Origin of the sequence: Crossiella sp. CA-258035 (assembly GCF_030064675.1) — a bacterium.
In the GTDB taxonomy this organism is placed as follows: Bacteria; Actinomycetota; Actinomycetes; order Mycobacteriales; family Pseudonocardiaceae; genus Crossiella.
On record NZ_CP116413.1, the window covers coordinates 1,054,824 to 1,073,789 of the forward strand.

Consider the following 18,966-nt stretch of genomic DNA (forward strand, 5'->3'; position numbering starts at 1 on the left):
AGCGGCAACAGCTAGTTCCCCCGGCCGGGCTGGCCGCCGATCCTGGCGGTCAGCCCGGCCGCGCTTTGCACGGCCTCGGCGGCCAACTCGGGCCAGTCCTGGCCGCATTCCTGTTCGCACTCGTGCCGGATGGTCAGGCTGATCGCCGCCACCGGTCGCCCGCCGTGGTCGAACACCGGCACCGCCACCGAGGCGAACCCGGGCGTGACGTGCCCGTCCTCCACCGCCCAGCCGCGCTGCCGTTCCGCGCTCAGCAGCCGCCGCAGCGCGGGCAGGTCGCGCGGGCCGCGGCCGGTGCGGTCGACGAACGCGCGCGCGGCCGGGAACAGCGCCCTGACCTGCGCGGGCGGCAGGCCGCCGAGGATGGCCCGGCCGGAGGCGGTGAGCTGGGCCGGGAGCCGCACGCCGACGTCGGTGACCAGGGTCTGCGGCCGGTGCGGCTGTTCTTTCAGCAGGTAGAGGGCTTCCGCGCCGTGCAGCACGCCCAGGTGCGCGGTGGTGTCCACCCGGTCGACCAGGCGGCGCAGCAGCGGGCGGGCCAGGCGTTCGAGGGGGTCGTGGCGCAGGTAGGCCGAGCCGAGCTCGAAGGTGGCCACGCCGAGGCCGTAGCGGCGCTCCTCCGCGAGGTGGGTGACAAAACCGGCGCTGACCAGCTCGGTCAGCAGGTGGTAGGTGGTCGAGCGGGGCAGCTCCAGCTCGCGGGCGATGGCGGCGGCGGAGATCGGCCCGGCCCTGCCCGCCAGCAGCCGCAAGACCGCCAGCCCACGCCGTAGCGCGGGAATGTCGCTGCTCGCGCCCACCGGCACTCCTCAACACGTCTGGGATCCCAGACAGTGTCACCCCAACCGGGATAGCCGTGCCACTCGGTCACAGGTTCTGATGGGCACATGCAGCAACCGGTACCCGTCGGCTTGAAGCCGCTCTCCCGCGAGCAGGTCGTCGCGGTGGCCCGCGGCGGCGCGGCCGTGGAGATCACCGCGGAGGCCCAGGAGGCCATGGCGGCCACCAGGGCGCACATCGAGGCCCTCGCCGAGGCGACCACGCCCACCTACGGCGTGTCCACCGGCTTCGGCGCGCTGGCCGTCCGGCACATCCCGCCGGAGAAACGCGCCCAGCTGCAGCGCTCGCTGGTCCGCTCGCACGCCGCCGGCGCCGGGCCGGAGGTGGAGGCCGAGGTGGTGCGCGCGCTGATGCTGCTCCGCCTGCGCACGCTGACCAGCGGTCACACCGGCATCCGGCCGCGCACCGCGGCGACCATGGCCGCGCTGCTCAACGCGGGGCTGGTGCCGGTGGTGCACGAGTACGGCTCGCTCGGCTGCTCCGGCGACCTGGCCCCGCTGTCCGCGGTGGCCCTGGCGCTGATGGGCGAGGGCCAGGTCAGGGACGAGTCCGGGCGGCTGCGCCCGGCCGCCGAGGCCATGCGCGAGCACCGGATCGAACCGGTCCAGCTGGCCGAGAAGGAAGGCCTGGCGCTGATCAACGGCACCGACGGCATGCTCGGCATGCTGGTGCTGGCCGCCGCCGACCTGCACCGGCTGCTCGACCTGGCCGACGTCACCGCCGCGATGAGCGTGGAGGCGCTGCTGGGCACCGACCGGCCGTTCGCCCCCGAGCTCCAGGCGCTGCGCCCGCACCCCGGCCAGGCCCGCTCGGCGGCCCGGATGTTCGCCGCGCTGGCCGGTTCGCCGATCGTGGCCAGCCACCGCGGCCCGGACTGCACCAGGGTGCAGGACGCCTACTCGCTGCGCTGCTCCCCGCAGGTGCACGGCGCGGCCCGGGACACCCTGGCCTACGTGGAGACCGTGGCCGAGCGGGAGCTGGCCGCCGCGGTGGACAACCCGGTGGTGCTGGCCGACGGCCGGGTGGAGTCCAACGGCAACTTCCACGGCGCGCCGGTGGCCTACGCGCTGGACTTCCTGGCCATCCCGGTCGCCGACGTGGCCAGCATCGCCGAGCGGCGCACCGACCGGATGCTGGACGTGGCCCGCTCGCACGGGCTGCCGCCGTTCCTGGCCGACGACCCCGGCGTGGACTCCGGCCACATGATCGCCCAGTACACCCAGGCCGCGCTGGTCTCCGAGCTGAAGCGGCTGGCCAACCCGGCCTCGGTGGACTCCATCCCCAGCTCGGCCATGCAGGAGGACCACGTGTCCATGGGCTGGTCCGCCGCGCGCAAGCTGCGCAAGGCGGTGGACGGCCTGACCACCGTGCTGGCCATCGAACTGCTCACCGCGGCCCGCGCGCTGGAGCTGCGCGCCCCGCTCGCCCCGGCCCCGGCCACCGCCGCCGCGCTGCGCGTGCTCCGCGAGCACGTCGCCGGCCCCGGCCCCGACCGCCACCTCGCCCCGGAGATCGCCGCCGCCGAACGCGTGGTGCGTTCCGGTGAGCTGCACGCCGCGGTCGAGCCATTCCTCTCGACGACTCATGGAGGGTGAAGTGACCACCGCAGGCCCCCGTCCGGTGCGCGCCGCGCGCGGCACCGAGCTGACCGCGCGTGACTGGTCCACCGAGGCCGCGCTGCGCATGTTCCACAACAACCTCGACCCCGAGGTGGCCGAGCGCCCGGACGACCTGGTCGTCTACGGCGGCACCGGCAAGGCCGCCCGCGACTGGAACAGCTTCGACGCGATCACCCGCGAGCTGACCAACCTGGCCCCGGACGAGACGCTGCTGGTGCAGTCCGGCCGCCCGGTCGGCGTCATGCGCACCCACGAGTGGGCGCCGCGGGTGCTCATCGCCAACTCCAACCTGGTCGGCGACTGGGCCAGCTGGCCGGAGTTCCGGCGGCTGGAGCAGCTCGGGCTCACCATGTACGGCCAGATGACCGCCGGGTCCTGGATCTACATCGGCACCCAGGGCATCCTGCAGGGCACCTACGAGACCTTCGCCGCGGTGGCGAACAAGCGCTTCGGCGGCACCCTGGCCGGCACGCTCACCCTCACCGGCGGACTCGGCGGCATGGGCGGCGCCCAGCCGCTGGCGGTCACCATGAACGAGGGTGTCGCGCTCTGCGTGGAGGTCGACCCGGACCGCGCCCGCCGCCGCCTGGAGACCCGCTACCTGGACGAGATCGCCGAGGACCTGGACGACGCGGTCGAGCGCTGCCTGGCGGCCAAGCGGGAGCGGCGTCCGCTGTCCGTGGCGGTGATCGGCAACGCGGCCGAGGTCTTCCCCGAGCTGCTGCGCCGGGGCGTGGACATCGACGTGGTCACCGACCAGACCTCCGCGCACGACCCGCTGGCCTACCTGCCCAAGGGCGTGGACCTGGCCGACTGGCACGACTACGCGGCCAAGAAGCCGGATGAGTTCACCGACCGGTCCCGGGAGTCGATGGCCGAGCAGGTGGAGGCCATGGTCGGGTTCATGGACCGGGGCGCCGAGGTCTTCGACTACGGCAACTCCATCCGCGGTGAGGCCAAGCTCGGCGGCTACGACCGGGCCTTCGACTTCCCCGGCTTCGTGCCCGCCTACATCCGGCCGCTGTTCTGCGAGGGCAAGGGCCCGTTCCGCTGGGCCGCGCTCTCCGGCGACCCCAAGGACATCGAGGCCACCGACCGCGCCATCCTGGAGCTGTTCCCGGAGAACAAGGCGCTGCACCGGTGGATCAAGATGGCCCAGGAGCGGGTCGAGTTCCAGGGCCTGCCCGCCCGGATCTGCTGGCTCGGCTACGGCGAACGCCACCTGGCCGGGCTGAGGTTCAACGAGATGGTGGCCAGTGGCGAGCTGTCCGCGCCGATCGTGATCGGCCGCGACCACCTGGACTGCGGCTCGGTCGCCTCCCCGTACCGGGAGACCGAGTCGATGGCCGACGGCTCGGACGCCATCGCGGACTGGCCGCTGCTCAACGCCCTGATCAACACCGCCTCCGGGGCCACCTGGGTGTCCATCCACCACGGTGGCGGCGTGGGCATCGGCCGCTCCATCCACGCCGGTCAGGTCACCGTGGCCGACGGCACCCCGCTGGCCGCGCAGAAGCTGGAACGCGTGCTCACCAACGACCCCGGCATGGGCGTCATCCGCCACGTCGACGCGGGCTACTCGCGAGCCGATGAGGTTGCGGCGGAACGCGGTGTGCGGGTGCCCATGGAAGGGGTAGCAAAGAAGGCATGAGCACTGCGACGGGGTTGCTGGCGGAGATCGCCGGCGTCGGGGCCGACCGCCAGCGCGGCGGTTACTCCCGGCATGGGTTCGACCGGGTCGAGCTGGAGCTGCGCGAGTGGTTCACCGCCGAGGCGCTCAAGCGCGGGCTGGCGGTGGAGTCCGACCGCAACGGCAACCTCTGGGCCTGGTGGGGCGCGCCCGGCCGGGACGCGGTGATCACCGGCAGCCACCTCGACTCGGTGCCCGGCGGCGGCGCCTTCGACGGCCCGCTCGGCGTGGTCTCCGCGCTGGCCGCGGTGGAGGTGTTGCAGGCCAAGGGTTTCCGGCCGAACCGGCCGTTCGCGGTGACCGTGTTCGCCGAGGAGGAGGGCGGCCGGTTCGGCGTGCCCTGCCTGGGTTCCAGGCTGATGGCGGGCACCATCGAGGCGGACGCGGCGCGGCGGCTCACCGACCTGGACGGGGTGACCCTGGCCGAGGCGGTGGCCGCGGCCGGACTGGACCCGGCCCGGCTCGGTCCCGATGACGAGGCGCTGGCCCGGATCGGCTGCTTCGTGGAGCTGCACGTGGAGCAGGGCAAGGGGCTGATCGAGGTGGACGCGCCGGTCGGGGTGGCCTCCTCGATCCTGGCGCACGGGCGCTGGCGGTTCCGCTTCACCGGCGAGGGCAACCACGCCGGGGCCACCCTGATCGGCGACCGCACCGACCCGATGCTGCCTGCCGCGCAGCTGGTCTTGGCGGCCAGGGCCGCGGCGAACGCGGTGGACGGGGCGCGGGCCACCGTGGGCAAGCTCATCCCGAATCCCGGTGGCACCAACGTGATCGCCTCCGCGGTGGACGTGTGGCTGGACGCGCGCGCGGCCACCGACGAGGTGACCCGCAACGTGGTCGCCGAGATCACTGCGGCGGCCAGGGACGCGGCCGAGTCCGAGGGCTGCCAGGTCACCGTGACCGAGGAGTCCTACGGCGACACGGTGATCTTCGACCCGGCGCTGCGGGACCAGCTGGCCGCCCAGCTCGGCGGCGTGCCCGCGCTGCCCACCGGAGCGGGCCACGACGCCGGCATCCTGGCGGCCAAGGTGCCCACCGCGATGCTGTTCGTGCGCAACCCCGCCGGCATCAGCCACGCCCCTGCCGAGCACGCCGAACCGGCCGACTGCGAGGCCGGGGTGGCCGCGCTGGCCCACGTCGTCGAGCAGCTGACCCGATGAGCACCTACTGGTGCGAACAGGCCTGGCTGCCCGGCGGGGTGACCGGCGGCGTGCTGGTCCGCACGGACCGCGGCATGATCACCGGTGTGTCCACAGTGGACAGTCCGCCGCTGGGTGCGCGGCGGCTGCCGGGGGTGGTGCTGCCCGGGTTCGCCAACGCGCACTCGCACGCCTTCCACCGGGCGCTGCGCGGCCGCACGCACGGCGACGGCGGCACCTTCTGGACCTGGCGCGAGGGCATGTACACACTGGCCGCCAAGCTCAACCCGGAGAACTACCTGCGGCTGGCCCGCGCGGTGTACGCGGAGATGGCGCTGTCCGGGGTGACCGCGGTCGGCGAGTTCCACTACGTGCACCACGCCCCCGGCGGCAAGCCCTACGCCGACCCCAACGCGATGGGCGAGGCGCTGCGCCAGGCCGCCGCCGAGGCGGGCATCCGGCTCACCCTGCTGGACACCTGCTACCTGTCCGCGGGCTTCGGCGATCCCCTTGCCCGGGAACAACTCCGCTTCGGCGACGGCGACGCCGCGTCCTGGGCTGCCCGCGTCGCGGCCATGCCCGAGGACCCGAACACCCGCATCGGCGCGGCCATCCACTCGGTCCGCGCGGTGCCCCGCGACCAGTTGGCCGACGTGGTCAGCGGAGCCGAAGGCCGCCCACTGCACGTGCACCTGTCCGAGCAGCCCGCGGAGAACGAGGCCTGCCAGGCCGCGCACGGCCGGACCCCGGCCGAGCTGCTGCACGAGGCGGGCGCGCTGTCCCCGCGCACCACCGCCGTGCACGCCACCCACCTGACCACCGGTGACATCGCGCTGCTCGGCGGCACCGGCACCGGCTCCTGCTTCTGCCCGACCACCGAGGCCGACCTGGCCGACGGCATCGGCCCGGCCCGCGAGCTGGCTGACGCGGGCAGCCCGATCTCCCTCGGCAGCGACCAGCACGCGGTCAACGACCCGATCCTGGAAGCCAGGGCGCTGGAACACCACGAACGCCTGCGCACCGGCCAGCGCGGCCGGTTCACCCCCGCCGAGCTGCTTCAAGCGTCCACAGTGGACGGTCACCGCGCGCTCGGCTGGCCGGACGCGGGAGTCATCGCGGTTGGCAACCGGGCCGACCTGGTGGCGCTGCGGCTGGACTCGGTGCGCACCGCGGGCTGCCGCCCCGACCAGGTCCTGCTGGCCGCGACCGCGTCCGATGTGGACAGTGTGGTCAGCGGCGGCGAGCTGATCGTGCGCGGCGGCGAACACATCCGGCTCGGCGCGGCAGGACCGTTGCTGGCCAAGGCGATCAACGAGGTGTGGGCATGACCGTCCTGATCACCAACATCGGTGAGCTGACCACCAACGACCCCGAGCTGGGTCAGCTGACCAACGCCGCCCTGGTCCTCGACGGCGACCGCGTGGTCTGGACCGGCCCGGCCGGCGACGCCCCCGCCGCCGACAACCTGGTCGACGTCGAGGGCCGCGCCGCCCTGCCCGGCTGGGTGGACAGCCACACCCACCTGCTCTTCGCCGGCGACCGCACCGCCGAGTTCACCGCCAGGATGGCCGGCCAGCCCTATGCCGCCGGCGGTATCGCGGTCACCGTCAACGCCACCCGCGAGGCCACCGACGAGCAGCTCACCGAGGGCCTGCGCCGCCACCTGGCCGAGGCCGCCAGTCAGGGCACCACCTGCCTGGAAACCAAGACCGGCTACGGCCTGAGCACCGAACACGAGCTCCGCTCCGCCCGCATCGCGGGTCAGCTGGCCGACGAGGTCACCTTCCTGGGCGCACACCTGGTCCCGCCGGGCTGGGCCGCCGACGACTACGTCCGCCTGGTCTGCGGCGAGATGCTGGACGCGGTCGCCCCGCACGTCCGCTGGGCCGACGTCTTCTGCGAGACCGGCGCCTTCAACGAGGACCAGTCCCGCGAGGTCCTGAAAGCCGCCGCTGCCAAGGGCTTGGGCCTGCGCGTGCACGGCAACCAGCTCGGCCACGGCCCCGGCGTCCGCCTCGCGGTCGAGCTGAACGCCGCCAGCGTCGACCACTGCACCCACCTCACCCCCAGCGACATCGACGCCCTGGCCGGCTCCAGCACGGTCGCCACCCTGCTCCCCGCCTGCGACCTCTCCACCCGCCAGCCCCTCCCCGAAGCCCGCAAGCTCCTGGACGCCGGCGCCACCATCGCCCTGGCCTCCAACTGCAACCCCGGCTCCAGCTACACCTCCTCCATGGCCTTCTGCGTGGCCACCGCGGTCCTCCAGATGCGCCTCACCGTCGAGGAAGCGGTCCGCGCGGCCACCTGGGGCGGGGCACGGGCACTGGGCCGGGACAGCGGCGACGGCGCGGTCGGCGTGCTCCGGCCGGGGGCGCGCGCGGACGTGCACGTGCTGGACGCCCCGTCGGTGACGCACCTGGCGTACCGGCCGGGGGTGCCGCTGACTCACTCGGTCTGGCGCTGCGGACTGCGGGTCAGGTAGCCCCAACTGCCGGGCAGGCCGTCGATCCGGCCCTCGGCTTCGCGGGGTGGTGGCTGCACGACCCAGCCTTCGGGCCAGTGGTCGTCCGTGCCGACCCGTGCGCGGGCCTGGCTGAGGTTGACCAGGGCCGAGTCCGGGCCGGTGAAGTCCGCGGGGATGGCGAAGGCCGCGCCGGAAAAGGACGGCGTCCCGTTAAACCGGGTCGAGCCGAAACTGGCGTCGCGCAGGAAGCGGGCCTCGACGAAGAGGGTGAACTGCAAGGCCGCCTGGTCGAACCGGGCCGGGCCGGCGAAGGTGACGCCGCTGAAGTCGGCGACCTGACCGACCTTGACGCGGATGAAGTCCGCGCTGCCGTTGAACGTCGCACCGCGCAGCCGCAGGCTCCTGACCTCGCACCGGTTGAGGTCGAAGTCCAGCAGGACGGCTTCGGAGAGGTCCAGGTCGATGTCAGGCCAGAACCGGGCCCGGTCATCCGGCGATGCCTCGTCCGGCAGCGCGAGGTGGGACCGCAGGATCCGCTGCGCGGTGAGCCGGACCTGCCGCTCCTGCTCACCGCGATCATGCGGCATCCGGAGATAGGCGCAGACCACGTCCACGATCGTCTGCCGGTGGTCCGGATTCACCTGCCCCAGCCGCTCCAGCGCGTACAGCCCCGCCAGCCGCACCGGCGCTTTGTCCGACCCCAGCTGATCCGCCGCCTTGGTGTACAGCTCCGTGATCCGCTTCTCCGCCGCGTCGTGCCGGGCGTCCGCGGCGGCCTGCTCCTTCTGCGCCAGGTCGGCGTCCTGCAACCCCAGCCCGGCCTCGGTCGCCCGCTGCCGCCGCACCGCCAGCAGCAGCGCCAGCGCCGCGCCCACCCCCGCCGAGGTGGTCAAGCCGGTGCGGATCGCCTCGATCTGCGCCTTGGTCGCCTCCGGCTCCGGCAGCGCTCGCGCCGCCTGCCACAACCAGATGCCGATGCCCAGCCCGGCCAGCACCACCACGGCCGCGGACACCGCGACCCACCACCAGCGCAACGGGGTCAACGGCACCCGGGGAGCGGTCATGCTCTGATGATCTCGCTTTCGGTTGGTTTTCCCCCTGTTTCGGTTCACTTCTCGTGTTCGATCCACCAACACGAGGAGATCCCATGAGGTCGCTGAAGTCCATGCTCCTGGTCGGCGCGCTCGCCATCGGTCTGCCGCTGGGCACCGCGTCGGTCGCCATGGCCGACGAAGCCGCGAAGCCAGCCAAGCCGGGTGTGGTCAAGTTCGCCGGGATCGCCGTGGCGGAGACCGCGGACAAGGCCGTGCGGCTGGCGCAGGACGGGGTCGACAAGGCGATCGCGGCGCACGAGAAGCGGACCGGGACCAGCTGCAAGAAGCTGAAGGGTCTGGTCACGGTGGAGAAGCGGTCGGAGACCAGCTTCGTGGGCACCGCGCGGACCAGCGCCGTCTGCCGCTAGGCCCGCTCGGCCGCCGGGACGCGGTGCGGGGCCGCCAGGTCCGGTAGCCACAGCACGAAGGTGCTGCCGTGACCGGGGGAGCTGTGCACGGTGGCGTGGCCGTCGTGGCTCTCCACGATCTGCCGCACGATCGCCAGGCCCAGGCCGCTGTGACCGTTGTGCGCGGCATGGTCCCCGGCTTGCCAGAACCGGTCGAACACCCTGGCCTGGGCTTCGGGACCCAGGCCGGGGCCCTGGTCGCGGACGGCGAGCCAGCACCAGCCGTCGCCGCGGCCGGTGGCCAGCTCGACCGTGCTGCCCTTGGGCGCGAAGCGCAGCGCGTTGCCCAACAGGTTGGCGGTGGCGCGTTTGAGGGCGTCGCGGTCGCCGGTCACCCGCAGGTCAGGGGCCAGCCGGCGGGTGAGGGTGATACCGGCCTCGGTGGCGAGCTGGTCGTGTTCGGCGGCGGACTCCTCGGCCAGCTCGCCCAGGTCGGCCTCGGTCTCGGCGAAGGCGGGGGCGTCCCGGCGGCCGGTGGCCAGCAGGTCCTCGACCAGGCCGCTCATCCGCAGCACCGCGCGGCGCACCACCTCACCCGCCTGCTCCCGTTCCGCCGCCGTGGCGTCCGGGCGGGTGAGCACCGCGTCCACGTTCGCCTGGATGATCGCCAGCGGGTTGCGCAGCTCGTGCGAGGCGTCGCCGAGCAGGCGGCGCTGGTCGGCGAAGGCGGTGTCCAGCCTGGCCAGCATGTCGTCGATGGTGTCGGCCAGGCCGCGCAGCTCGTCGGAGGGGCCGTCCAGGGCGATCCGGCGGGACAGGTCGGTGGCGCTGATTTCCCTGGCGCGCTGGGTGATCCGGCGGATCGGGCGCAGCGCGCGACCGGCCTGCCACCAGCCGATGGCCAGGCTCAACAGGAACAGCGCGGAGAGCGCGAGCGCGGAGTACCGGCCGAGCAGGGTGACCGCCTGGTACTGCACGTCGCGCTCGAAGTCCTTGAGCGCGTTCTGCTTCTCCGTCGTCCAGTACTGCACGCCGTCCGGGCCGATGAGCACCTTGACCAGCGGGCTCTGCGTCGACGGCTCGGCGGTCTCCAGGGTGTACAGCACGCCGAGGTAGATCGCGGTGATCACCAGCGCACCCAGCACGAACACCCAGGCCGAGTAGGACACGGTGAGCCGGAACCGGATCGTGGTCATCCAGCGGCGGGCGCTCACCGCTCCACCAGCCGGTAACCGCGGCCGATCACGGTCTCGATCGGCGGCCGGCCCTGCGCGCTGGAAACCTTGCGCCGCAACGTGCCCACCGTGACCCGCACGGTCTCGGTGAACGGGTTGGCGAACTCGTCCCACACGTGTTCGAGCAGTTCCTCGGCCGGAACCAGCTTGCCCGGCTTGGACATCAGGTACCGCAGCACGCCGAACTCCTTGCGGGTCAACGAGATCGGCACCCCGTCCCGGCGCACCTCGCCGCTGGCCGGGTCCAGCTCCAGCCCGCCCGCGCGCAGCACCGGCTCCCCGCAGTCGCCGTCCCGCCGCAGCAGCGCCCTGATCCTGGCCAGCAGCTCGGCCAGCGCGAACGGCTTCACCAGGTAGTCGTCCGCGCCGTGGTCCAGCCCGCGCACCCGGTCGGCCAGGCTGGCCCGCGCGGTGAGCATCAGGATGCGCACCCCGCTGGCCGCGCGGATCCGGCGGCACAGCCCGAGGCCGTCGCCGTCGGGCAGGTTCAGGTCCAGCACCACCAGGTCGTAGGCGTGCACGCCGAACTTGGTCAGCGCCTCGCCGCCGGTAGCCGCGGTGTCCACCGCGTACCCGGCGTGGCTGAGCCCGGTGCGCAGCGCGCTGGCCAGGTCGGCCTCGTCCTCCACGATGAGCAGTCGCACCCCGCCGACGGTATCCGGACCGGCGGAGCGGTCCGGACCACGCTTTCGGCGGATTTTCGCCCCGCGCTCAGTCCCCGGCGAGCAGGTAGGCGCCGCGGGCGATGCCGGCCAGCACCGCGGTGGTGGTGGCGTCGGCGTCCAGCGGCCCGGAGTCCACCACGTGCCGTTCCAGCTCGCCCAGCTCGCTGAACTGCCGGTACAGCTCCCGGATCGGGGCCACCGCGGTCAGCGCCTCCGGGCCCCGGTCCACCGCGCGCCCGATGGTGATCGCCTCGTTCGGCCGCAGCACCACGTAGTGCGTCTTGAACCCGGCGCCGGCCTTGCGGAAGACGTCCAGGAACCACGGCCCGATCACGCCGTCGACCACCACGTCGTAGCCGCCGACGGCGTAGCCGAAGGCCGCGCCGGCCAGCACGTCGATCACGATCTCGTTCTGCCGCTGGGCCTCCGGCAGGTACGGCGCGATCGCGCCACGCCGGATGAACTTGTAGAAGTCGTCGGTGTGCAGGTGCACGCTGGGCGACAGCTCATCGGCCAGCAACCGCGACACCGTGCTCTTGCCTGCCCCCGGCGGTCCGGTGAGCACGATGACCTGTCCTGGTGACACGGGCTCGCTCATGCCGTCGATGATGGCCCAGCCACTGGAATTGCGCTGCTGTGAACAGCGGCACGGCGTAGGTTCGGCCGCATGGAGTATGTGAAGCTGGGCGCCACCGGACTGGACGTCTCCCGGATCTGCCTGGGCTGCATGAGCTACGGCGTGCCGGAGCGCGGCCCGCACCCGTGGTCGCTGACCGAGGAGCAGAGCAGGCCCTTCCTCAAGCGCGCGGTCGAACTGGGCATCAACTTCTTCGACACCGCCAACTACTACAGCGACGGCACCAGCGAGGAGATCACCGGCAAGCTGCTGGGCGAGTACGCCCGCCGGGACGAGATCGTGCTGGCCACCAAGGTCTTCCTGCCGATGGGGGAGGGCCCGAACCGGCGCGGCCTGTCCCGCAAGGCGATCTTCGCCGAGGTGGACAACAGCCTGCGCAGGCTGGGCACCGACTACATCGACCTCTACCAGATCCACCGGTTCGACCGGCACACCCCGATCGAGGAGACCCTGGAAGCCCTGCACGACGTGGTCAAGTCGGGCAAGGTGCGCTACCTCGGCGCCTCCTCCATGCACGCCTACCAGTTCGCCAAGATGCTCTACACCGCCGACCTCAACGGCTGGACCAGGTTCGTCTCCATGCAGAACCACTACAACCTGATCTACCGCGAGGAGGAGCGGGAGATGCTGCCGCTGTGCGCGGAGGAGGGCATCGGCGTGATCCCGTGGAGCCCGCTGGCCCGCGGCCGCCTCACCCGGGACTGGGACGCGGCCACCGCGCGCGCCGAGACCGACGACTTCGGCAAGACGCTCTACCAGGACAGCGACCGGATCGTGGTGGACGCGGTGGCGGCGGTGGCCGCCGAGCGCGGGGTGCCCAGGGCGCAGGTCGGACTGGCCTGGCTGCTGCACAACCCGGCGGTGACCGCGCCCATCGTCGGCGCCACCAAGATGCACCACCTGGAGGACGCGGTCGCCGCGGTCGGCCTCGAGCTCTCCGCGGAGGAGGTCGCCCGGCTGGAGGCGCCCTACACGCCGCACGCCGTGATCGGCTTCTGAGCCTCCGGTAGCACCCCGAACCGGCCCGCCGGGTCCAGCCGCGCCTTCAGCTCGTGCACCCAGCGCGGGTGGCGGGCCTCGGCCGGGTCGGTGAGGAAGTTGCGGAACCGCCCGCCGCTGGTCCACGGGGCCAGCGCGGCGAACAGCGCCTCGTGCGCGGCGGGCGTGTCCGCGTCCGGGGCCAGCGTGGTGATGGTGGCCAGGTACGCCGCGTCCCGGTCACCCACCGCGTTGGCCGCCGGACTGGCCAGCGCGCCGCCGAGGTGGCGCAGCTCCACGATGTGCGGGCCGGGCGGGGTGTGCGCGAGCAGCCGGCGGGTGGTCAGCGCGTCGGCGGTGCGCAGCATCCGGTTGCTGGAGCGGAACGGGGCGGGCGTGGTCGGGTCGTTGTAGATCGAGCCGACCTCGGTCAGCGGGAGCGGGCCGAGGGTGTCCAGCAGCGGGCCGAGCGCGCGCAGCGGGGCGAGGAGGTCGTCGGCGGCCGGTCCGGCCTGGGTGATCCGCAGGTGCGCCACCCGCCGCCCGCGCAGCGGCTCGGGCACGCCGGGGAAGTCCGGGAACGGGATCACCGCGATCGAGGAGGTCAGCGTGTCCGGCACGGTCTTGGTCCACTCGGTCCAGACCCGCAGCGCGTCCGGGATCAGCCCGGTGTCGAAGAACAGCCCGCCGGCCCACAGCTCCGGCAGCGGGAGCAGCTCGAAGGTCATCGCGGTCACGATGCCCAGCGCCGCGCCACCGCCGAGCAGGCCCTGGAACAGCTCCGAACCGGGCCCGACCTCCTGGAGCGCGCCGTCGGCGGTGACCACCTCCAGCGAGCGCACCCGGTCGGCGGCCCAGCCGAACGGACGGCCGAACAGGCTCAGCCCGCCGCCCAGGGTGTAGCCGATGACGCCCACGTGCGGCGCGCTGCCCAGCAGCGGCATCAACCCGTGCGGGGCGGCGGCTTCCAGGACTTCAGCCCAGCGCACGCCCGCGCTCACCCGCGCGGTGCGCTCGACCGGGTCCACGGTCAGCTCCCGCATCCGGTGCGTGGTGATCAGCACGCCCGGCTCCCCGGCAGGCGGCAGGCCGTGGCCGGTGGACTGCACCGCCACCGGCAGGTCCCGCTCGGCGGCCAAGGCCACTGCGGCCCGCACGTCGGCGGCGGAGGCCGCGCCGGCCACCAGGGCCGGGCGGTAGTCGGAGTGGGTCTGGAAGCCCGCGCGTTCGGTGTCGTAGTCGGCGGAACTGGGCTCGAAGGTCAACATGCGGTCCACGTTAGGAGCCGTTCCGGACAGCTCCTGTCCGCAAGCGTGGCAATCTTGGCGGCATGAGCCCGCTCGCCAGAGTCATGCGGTTGCTGTCGCTGTTGCAGGCCCGCCGGGAGTGGTCCGGCGCGGAGCTGGCCGAGCGGCTGGCCGTCACCGACCGGACCGTGCGCCGCGATGTGGAGAAGCTGCGCGAGCTGGGCTACCCGGTGCAGGCATCCACCGGCACCGCGGGCGGCTACCGGCTGGTCTCCGGCCGCAACCTGCCGCCGCTGGCGCTGGATGAGGAGGAGGCGGTCGCGGTGGCCACCGGCCTGCTCACCGCGGCGGGCACCGGGATCAGCGGGGTGGCCGAGACCGCGGTGCGGGCGCTGGCCAAGCTGAGCCAGATCCTGCCCTCCCGGCTGCGGCACCGGGTGGCCGCGGTCGCCCAGGCCACCGATCCGGTGCACGCGGCCACCGGCGCCCAGGTCGACCCCTCGGTGCTCGCGGTGCTCGGCGCGGCCGTGCGCGACGGCGAGCTGCTCACCTTCGGCTACCGGCGGCGGGACGGCTCAACGGGGGAGCGCCGGGTCGAACCGCACCGCCTGATCACCGGTTACCGGCTCTGGTACCTGCTGGCCCACGACGCCGAGCGGGCGGACTGGCGCACCTTCCGGGTCGACCGGATCACCGACCCCCGCCCCACCGGCCGCCGCTTCGCCCCGCGCGAACTGCCCGAGCCGGACACCGCCGCCTACCTGGACCGGGTGCTGGCCACCGCCCCCTACCGGCACCACGCCCTGGCCCGGATCGCCGCGCCGCCGCGCGAGGTGCTGGCCAGGACGCTGCACCTGCTGCCCGCCAGGGTGACCGAGATCGAGGGCGGCAGCGAGGTCCGGCTCAGCGCGGACACGCCCCGGGACGTGGTGCGCGACCTGCTCGGCCTGGCCGCGATCGGCGCTGACCTGGAGATCGTCGAGGCGGACGCGGAGGTCAGGGCCGAGCTGCGGGCGGCGCGGGAACGGCTGGGCTAGTCGTCCAGATCGTCCGCGTCATCGCGGGCGAGGAAGGTCGCGAGCCGTTCGATCGTGGTCTCGAAGTCCGGGTTCAGGTCGACGAAGGCGCGCAGCTTGTCGGCCACCCAGGCCAGGGTGACCTCCTCCTCGCCGCGCCGCTGCTCCAGCTCCTCGATACCGCGGTCGGTGAAGTACACGGATTCCTCCGGGATATGGCCGAGCCGCCAGGCCCGTAGCGGACCTGGCGGCTCGGACGAACTCAAACGATCAGTCGAAAGCCTTGGCGATCAGCGCCGCCTGCTCGACGTCGTGCACCTTGCCGGACCCGGCGGACGGGGCCGCCATCGCGCGCCGCGAGACCCGCTTGAGCCCGCCGAGGCGCTCGGGCAGCAGCTCCGGCAGGGACAGGCCCAGGAACGGCCAGGCGCCCTGGTTCGCCGGCTCCTCCTGGACCCAGCGGATGTCCTTGGCGTTGGGGTACTTGTCCAGCACCAGGCCCAGCTTCTTGTGCGGCACCGGGTAGAGCTGCTCGATGCGCACGATCGCCACGTTGTCCGCGCCGCGCTTCTGCCGCTCGGCGTTGAGCTCGTAGCTGATCTTGCCGCTGCACAGCAGCACGCGGTCGACCTTGTTCGGGTCGGCCACCACCGGGTCGGCCAGCACCGAGTGGAACTTGCTGTCGGTGAAGTCCTCGACCGGGCTGGTCGCAGCCTTCATCCGGAGCATGGACTTCGGGGTGAAGACCACCAGCGGCCGGTTGATCCCGTCCAGCGCGTGCCTGCGCAGCAGGTGGAAGTAGCTGGCCGGGGTGGACGGCACCGCCACCGTCATCGAGCCCTCCGCGCACAGCTGGAGGAAGCGCTCGATGCGGCCGGAGGTGTGGTCGGGGCCCTGGCCCTCGTGGCCGTGCGGCAGCAGCAGCACCACGTCGGAGCGCTGGCCCCACTTGGCCTCACCGGAGGAGATGAACTCGTCGATGATCGGCTGCGCGCCGTTGACGAAGTCGCCGAACTGCGCCTCCCACAGCACCAGCGCCTCGGGGTTGGCCACCGAGTAGCCGTACTCGAAGCCGAGCGCGGCGAACTCCGACAGCGCCGAGTCGTAGACCAGGAACTTGGCCTGGTCCTCCGACAGGTTCTGCAGCGGGGTGTACTCCTTGCCGGTCTTGCGGTCGATCAGCACCGAGTGCCGCTGCACGAAGGTGCCGCGCCGCGAGTCCTGACCGGCCAGGCGCACCCGCCGCTTCTCCATCACCAGCGAGCCGAAGGCCAGCAGCTCGGCGAAGGCCCAGTCGATGCCGCCCTCGCGGGCCATCTTGGCCCGGCGCTCCAGCACCGGCTTCACCCTCGGGTGCGGGCTGAAGCCCTCCGGCAGGTTGACGTGCGCGTCGGCGATGTGGGTCAGCGTCTCCAGCGAGATCGCGGTCTTGAGCTTGGTCGGGATGACCTGCTCGGCCTCCACCGACGGGCTCACCACGGCCGGGTGCTTCTCCAGCTCGCGGACCTCGTTGAAGACGTGCTCCAGCTGGCTGCCGAAGTCCTTCAGCGCGCTCTCGGCCTCCTCGACCGAGATGTCGCCCCGGCCGATCAGCGCCTCGGTGTAGGTCTTGCGGACCGAGCGCTTGGTGTCGATCAGGTCGTACATGGCCGGCTGGGTCATCGACGGGTCGTCGCCCTCGTTGTGACCGCGGCGCCGGTAGCAGAGCATGTCGATCACGACGTCCTTGCCGAAGGCCTGGCGGTACTCCATGGCCAGCTTGGCCACCCAGACACAGGCCTCGGGGTCGTCGCCGTTGACGTGGAAGACCGGCGCCTCGATCATCTTCGCCACGTCGGTGCAGTACTGGCTGGAGCGCGAGTACTCGGGGGCGGTGGTGAAGCCGACCTGGTTGTTGACCACCACGTGCACGGTGCCGCCGGTGCGGTAACCGCGCAGCAGCGCCAGGTTCAGCGTCTCGGCCACCACGCCCTGGCCGGCGAAGGCCGCGTCGCCGTGCAGCAGCACCGGCACGACGGTGAAGCCGCCCTCGCCCTTGTCCAGGATGTCCTGCTTGGCCCGGACGATGCCCTCCAGCACCGGGTCGACCGCTTCCAGGTGGGACGGGTTGCAGGTCAGCGAGACCGCGACCTCGCCGTCGCCGAACATCCGGAAGTACTTGCCCTCGGCGCCGAGGTGGTACTTCACGTCGCCGGAGCCGTGCGCCTGGCCCGGGTCGAGGTTGCCCTCGAACTCGCGGAAGATCTGCGAGATCGGCTTGCCCACGATGTTGGCCAGCACGTTCAGCCGCCCACGGTGCGGCATGCCGATGACGACCTCGTCCAGGTCGTACTCGGCCGCCTTGTCCAGCACCGCGTCCAGCAGTGGGATGACGGTCTCGCCGCCCTCCAGCGAGAACCGCTTCTGCCCGACGTACTTGGTCTGCAGGAAGGTCTCGAACGCCTCGGCCGCGTTGAGCTTGCTCAGGATGTAGATCTGCTCGGCCTGGTCCGGCTTGGAGTGCGGGACCTCGATCCGCTCCTGCAGCCACTTGCGCTCGTCCGGGCCGAGGATGTGGGTGTACTCGATGCCCACGGTGCGGCAGTAGGAGTCGCGCAGCACGCCGAGCACGTCGCGCAGCTTCATCCGCTCCCGCCCGGCGAACCCGCCGACCGCGAACTCGCGGTCCAGGTCCCACAGGGTCAGGCCGTGCGAGAGCACGTCCAGGTCGGGGTGGCGGCGCTGGCGGTAGTTCAGCGGGTCGGTGTCGGCCATCAGGTGGCCGCGGGAGCGGAAGGCGTCGATCAGCTCCAGCACGCGCGCGGTCTTGTCCACGGCGCCGTCCGGGATGTCGGCCACCCAGCGGATCGGCTCGTAGGGGATGCGCAGCGAGGCGAAGATGCTGTCGTAGAAGCCGTCCTCGCCCAGCAGCAGCTGGTGGATCCGGCGCAGGAACTCGCCGGACTCCGCGCCCTGGATGATCCGGTGGTCGTAGGTGGACGTCAGCGTGATGATCTTGCTGATGCCCATCTTGATCAGGGCCTTCTCGCTGGCGCCCTGGAACTCGGCCGGGTACTCCATCGCGCCGACGCCGATGATCGCGCCCTGGCCCGCGGTCAGCCTCGGCACCGAGTGGTTGGTGCCGATGGTGCCGGGGTTGGTCAGCGAGATCGTGGTGCCGGTGAAGTCGTCGTTGCCGAGCTTGCCGCCGCGGGCCTTGCGGATCAGGTCCTCGTAGGCCTGCCAGAACTGCAGGAAGGACATGGACTCGCAGCCCTTGATGGAGGCCACCACCAGGGTGCGCGAGCCGTCCTTGCCGGGCAGGTCGATGGCCAGGCCGAGGTTGACGTGCTCGGGGGTGCCGATGGTCGGCTTGCCCTCGGTCTCGGCGAAGAAGCGGTTCATGTTCGGGTAGCTCTCCAGCGCCCGGACAATCGCGTAGCCGATGAGGTGGGTGAAGGAGACCTTCCCGCCCCTGGTCCGCTTCAGGTGGTTGTTGATCACGATCCGGTTGTCCGCGAGCAGCTTGGCCGGGACCGCGCGCACCGAGGTGGCGGTCGGCACGGTCAGCGACTGCTCCATGTTCTTCGCGATCGCCGCGGCCGCGCCGCGCAACTGCTTGCGCTCGCCGGGACCCGAGGGCTGCTTCACCGGGGTCGCCGCGGCGGCTGCCGACGGGGTCGGCTTGGGCTTGGCCGGGGCAGCCGCCTTGGGGGCGGCGGCCGGGGCCTGGCCGTTGGTGTCAGGCGCCTTCGGCGGGGCTGCCTGGGTTGTGGTCACAGTGCTGGCGGCGGCCGACTGCGCCGCGGTCTCGCCGATGTCGGCGGACTTCTGCGTCGGCTTGTAGTCGGCGAAGAAGTCGTGCCACGCCGGGTCTACTGAGGTGGGATCAGCGAGGAACTGCTCATACATTTCCTCGACTAGCCACTCATTGGGGCCGAACTGTGACGCAGGGCTGCTGCTGGACACGGCCGACACTCGCCTCGATCCATCTGCTCGGGGTAAGACACACTCTG

16 protein-coding genes are annotated in these 18,966 nt (G+C 72.5%); 8 read left to right on the forward strand and 8 right to left on the reverse strand.

Going from position 1 to position 18,966, the window contains the following annotated elements:
* Positions 1 to 11: 11 nt before the first annotated feature.
* The gene (locus tag N8J89_RS05125) at positions 12 to 800 is read right to left on the reverse strand and encodes an IclR family transcriptional regulator (protein ID WP_283663197.1); all 789 of its coding nucleotides are present in this window, start codon (positions 798 to 800) and stop codon (positions 12 to 14) included.
* Between the two features lie 87 nt (positions 801 to 887).
* On the opposite strand from N8J89_RS05125, the gene hutH reads away from it, so the two are divergent.
* From hutH to hutI, 5 genes are read left to right on the forward strand one after another with little or no spacing between them, the layout of a single operon-like run.
* Positions 888 to 2,435 carry a histidine ammonia-lyase gene (gene hutH / locus N8J89_RS05130; protein WP_283663198.1) on the forward strand — a complete coding sequence of 516 codons (1,548 nt, stop codon included), beginning with the start codon at positions 888 to 890 and terminating at the stop codon, positions 2,433 to 2,435.
* A gap of 1 nt (position 2,436) precedes the next feature.
* Positions 2,437 to 4,110: a urocanate hydratase gene (hutU, locus tag N8J89_RS05135; RefSeq protein ID WP_283663199.1), complete on the forward strand. Its 1,674-nt coding sequence runs from the start codon at positions 2,437 to 2,439 to the stop codon at positions 4,108 to 4,110.
* Entirely contained in the window at positions 4,107 to 5,309 is a 1,203-nt protein-coding gene (locus tag N8J89_RS05140) for an allantoate amidohydrolase (protein WP_283663200.1), read from the forward strand. Before hutU ends, N8J89_RS05140 begins: the two co-directional genes overlap by 4 nt.
* The gene (locus tag N8J89_RS05145) at positions 5,306 to 6,616 is read left to right on the forward strand and encodes a formimidoylglutamate deiminase (protein WP_283663201.1); all 1,311 of its coding nucleotides are present in this window, start codon (positions 5,306 to 5,308) and stop codon (positions 6,614 to 6,616) included. The genes N8J89_RS05140 and N8J89_RS05145 overlap by 4 nt, the downstream gene beginning before the upstream one ends.
* Positions 6,613 to 7,770: an imidazolonepropionase gene (gene hutI, locus N8J89_RS05150; RefSeq protein ID WP_283663202.1), complete on the forward strand. Its 1,158-nt coding sequence runs from the start codon at positions 6,613 to 6,615 to the stop codon at positions 7,768 to 7,770. Before N8J89_RS05145 ends, hutI begins: the two co-directional genes overlap by 4 nt.
* On the opposite strand, the gene N8J89_RS05155 is transcribed toward hutI, so the two are convergent.
* Positions 7,734 to 8,816, reverse strand: coding sequence for a pentapeptide repeat-containing protein (locus tag N8J89_RS05155; RefSeq protein WP_283663203.1), 1,083 nt, complete (start codon positions 8,814 to 8,816; stop codon positions 7,734 to 7,736). The two genes, hutI and N8J89_RS05155, sit on opposite strands and share 37 nt — an antisense overlap.
* 83 nt (positions 8,817 to 8,899) lie before the next feature.
* Here N8J89_RS05155 and N8J89_RS05160 point away from each other — a divergent pair, with 83 nt between their 5' ends.
* Positions 8,900 to 9,214 (forward strand): hypothetical protein, encoded by a 315-nt coding sequence (locus tag N8J89_RS05160; RefSeq protein WP_283663204.1) that lies wholly within the window; start codon positions 8,900 to 8,902, stop codon positions 9,212 to 9,214.
* Here N8J89_RS05160 and N8J89_RS05165 read toward each other — a convergent pair.
* From N8J89_RS05165 to N8J89_RS05175, 3 genes are all read right to left on the reverse strand, one after another.
* Positions 9,211 to 10,407 carry a sensor histidine kinase gene (locus N8J89_RS05165; RefSeq protein ID WP_283663205.1) on the reverse strand — a complete coding sequence of 399 codons (1,197 nt, stop codon included), beginning with the start codon at positions 10,405 to 10,407 and terminating at the stop codon, positions 9,211 to 9,213. The two genes, N8J89_RS05160 and N8J89_RS05165, sit on opposite strands and share 4 nt — an antisense overlap.
* Complete coding sequence (locus N8J89_RS05170) at positions 10,404 to 11,072, reverse strand: response regulator transcription factor (protein ID WP_283663206.1); 669 nt, start codon at positions 11,070 to 11,072, stop codon at positions 10,404 to 10,406. The genes N8J89_RS05165 and N8J89_RS05170 overlap by 4 nt, the downstream gene beginning before the upstream one ends.
* A 67-nt stretch (positions 11,073 to 11,139) precedes the next feature.
* Complete coding sequence (locus tag N8J89_RS05175; RefSeq protein WP_283663207.1) at positions 11,140 to 11,691, reverse strand: AAA family ATPase; 552 nt, start codon at positions 11,689 to 11,691, stop codon at positions 11,140 to 11,142.
* A gap of 69 nt (positions 11,692 to 11,760) precedes the next feature.
* Here N8J89_RS05175 and N8J89_RS05180 point away from each other — a divergent pair, with 69 nt between their 5' ends.
* Positions 11,761 to 12,729, forward strand: coding sequence for an aldo/keto reductase (locus tag N8J89_RS05180; protein WP_283663208.1), 969 nt, complete (start codon positions 11,761 to 11,763; stop codon positions 12,727 to 12,729).
* On the opposite strand, the gene N8J89_RS05185 is transcribed toward N8J89_RS05180, so the two are convergent.
* Positions 12,699 to 13,976: an FAD-binding oxidoreductase gene (locus N8J89_RS05185; RefSeq protein ID WP_283663209.1), complete on the reverse strand. Its 1,278-nt coding sequence runs from the start codon at positions 13,974 to 13,976 to the stop codon at positions 12,699 to 12,701. The two genes, N8J89_RS05180 and N8J89_RS05185, sit on opposite strands and share 31 nt — an antisense overlap.
* 62 nt (positions 13,977 to 14,038) lie before the next feature.
* On the opposite strand from N8J89_RS05185, the gene N8J89_RS05190 reads away from it, so the two are divergent.
* Positions 14,039 to 14,992, forward strand: a complete 954-nt coding sequence (locus N8J89_RS05190; RefSeq protein WP_283663210.1) for a helix-turn-helix transcriptional regulator — start codon at positions 14,039 to 14,041, stop codon at positions 14,990 to 14,992.
* On the opposite strand, the gene N8J89_RS05195 is transcribed toward N8J89_RS05190, so the two are convergent.
* Both N8J89_RS05195 and N8J89_RS05200 read right to left on the reverse strand, forming a co-directional pair.
* The gene (locus tag N8J89_RS05195) at positions 14,989 to 15,171 is read right to left on the reverse strand and encodes a DUF6104 family protein (protein WP_252484204.1); all 183 of its coding nucleotides are present in this window, start codon (positions 15,169 to 15,171) and stop codon (positions 14,989 to 14,991) included. The two genes, N8J89_RS05190 and N8J89_RS05195, sit on opposite strands and share 4 nt — an antisense overlap.
* 70 nt (positions 15,172 to 15,241) lie before the next feature.
* Positions 15,242 to 18,919 carry a multifunctional oxoglutarate decarboxylase/oxoglutarate dehydrogenase thiamine pyrophosphate-binding subunit/dihydrolipoyllysine-residue succinyltransferase subunit gene (locus N8J89_RS05200; protein ID WP_283663211.1) on the reverse strand — a complete coding sequence of 1,226 codons (3,678 nt, stop codon included), beginning with the start codon at positions 18,917 to 18,919 and terminating at the stop codon, positions 15,242 to 15,244.
* Positions 18,920 to 18,966 lie beyond the last annotated feature (47 nt).

Coding starts and splice junctions, on each gene's coding strand:
- hutH (WP_283663198.1), top strand. CDS start 888: ATGCAGCAACCGGTACCCGTCGGCTTGAAGCCGCTCTCCCGCGAGCAG.
- N8J89_RS05140 (WP_283663200.1), top strand. CDS start 4,107: ATGAGCACTGCGACGGGGTTGCTGGCGGAGATCGCCGGCGTCGGGGCC.
- N8J89_RS05145 (WP_283663201.1), top strand. CDS start 5,306: ATGAGCACCTACTGGTGCGAACAGGCCTGGCTGCCCGGCGGGGTGACC.
- hutI (WP_283663202.1), top strand. CDS start 6,613: ATGACCGTCCTGATCACCAACATCGGTGAGCTGACCACCAACGACCCC.
- N8J89_RS05155 (WP_283663203.1), bottom strand. CDS start 8,816: ATGACCGCTCCCCGGGTGCCGTTGACCCCGTTGCGCTGGTGGTGGGTC.
- N8J89_RS05160 (WP_283663204.1), top strand. CDS start 8,900: ATGAGGTCGCTGAAGTCCATGCTCCTGGTCGGCGCGCTCGCCATCGGT.
- N8J89_RS05175 (WP_283663207.1), bottom strand. CDS start 11,691: ATGAGCGAGCCCGTGTCACCAGGACAGGTCATCGTGCTCACCGGACCG.
- N8J89_RS05180 (WP_283663208.1), top strand. CDS start 11,761: ATGGAGTATGTGAAGCTGGGCGCCACCGGACTGGACGTCTCCCGGATC.
- N8J89_RS05185 (WP_283663209.1), bottom strand. CDS start 13,976: ATGTTGACCTTCGAGCCCAGTTCCGCCGACTACGACACCGAACGCGCG.
- N8J89_RS05190 (WP_283663210.1), top strand. CDS start 14,039: ATGAGCCCGCTCGCCAGAGTCATGCGGTTGCTGTCGCTGTTGCAGGCC.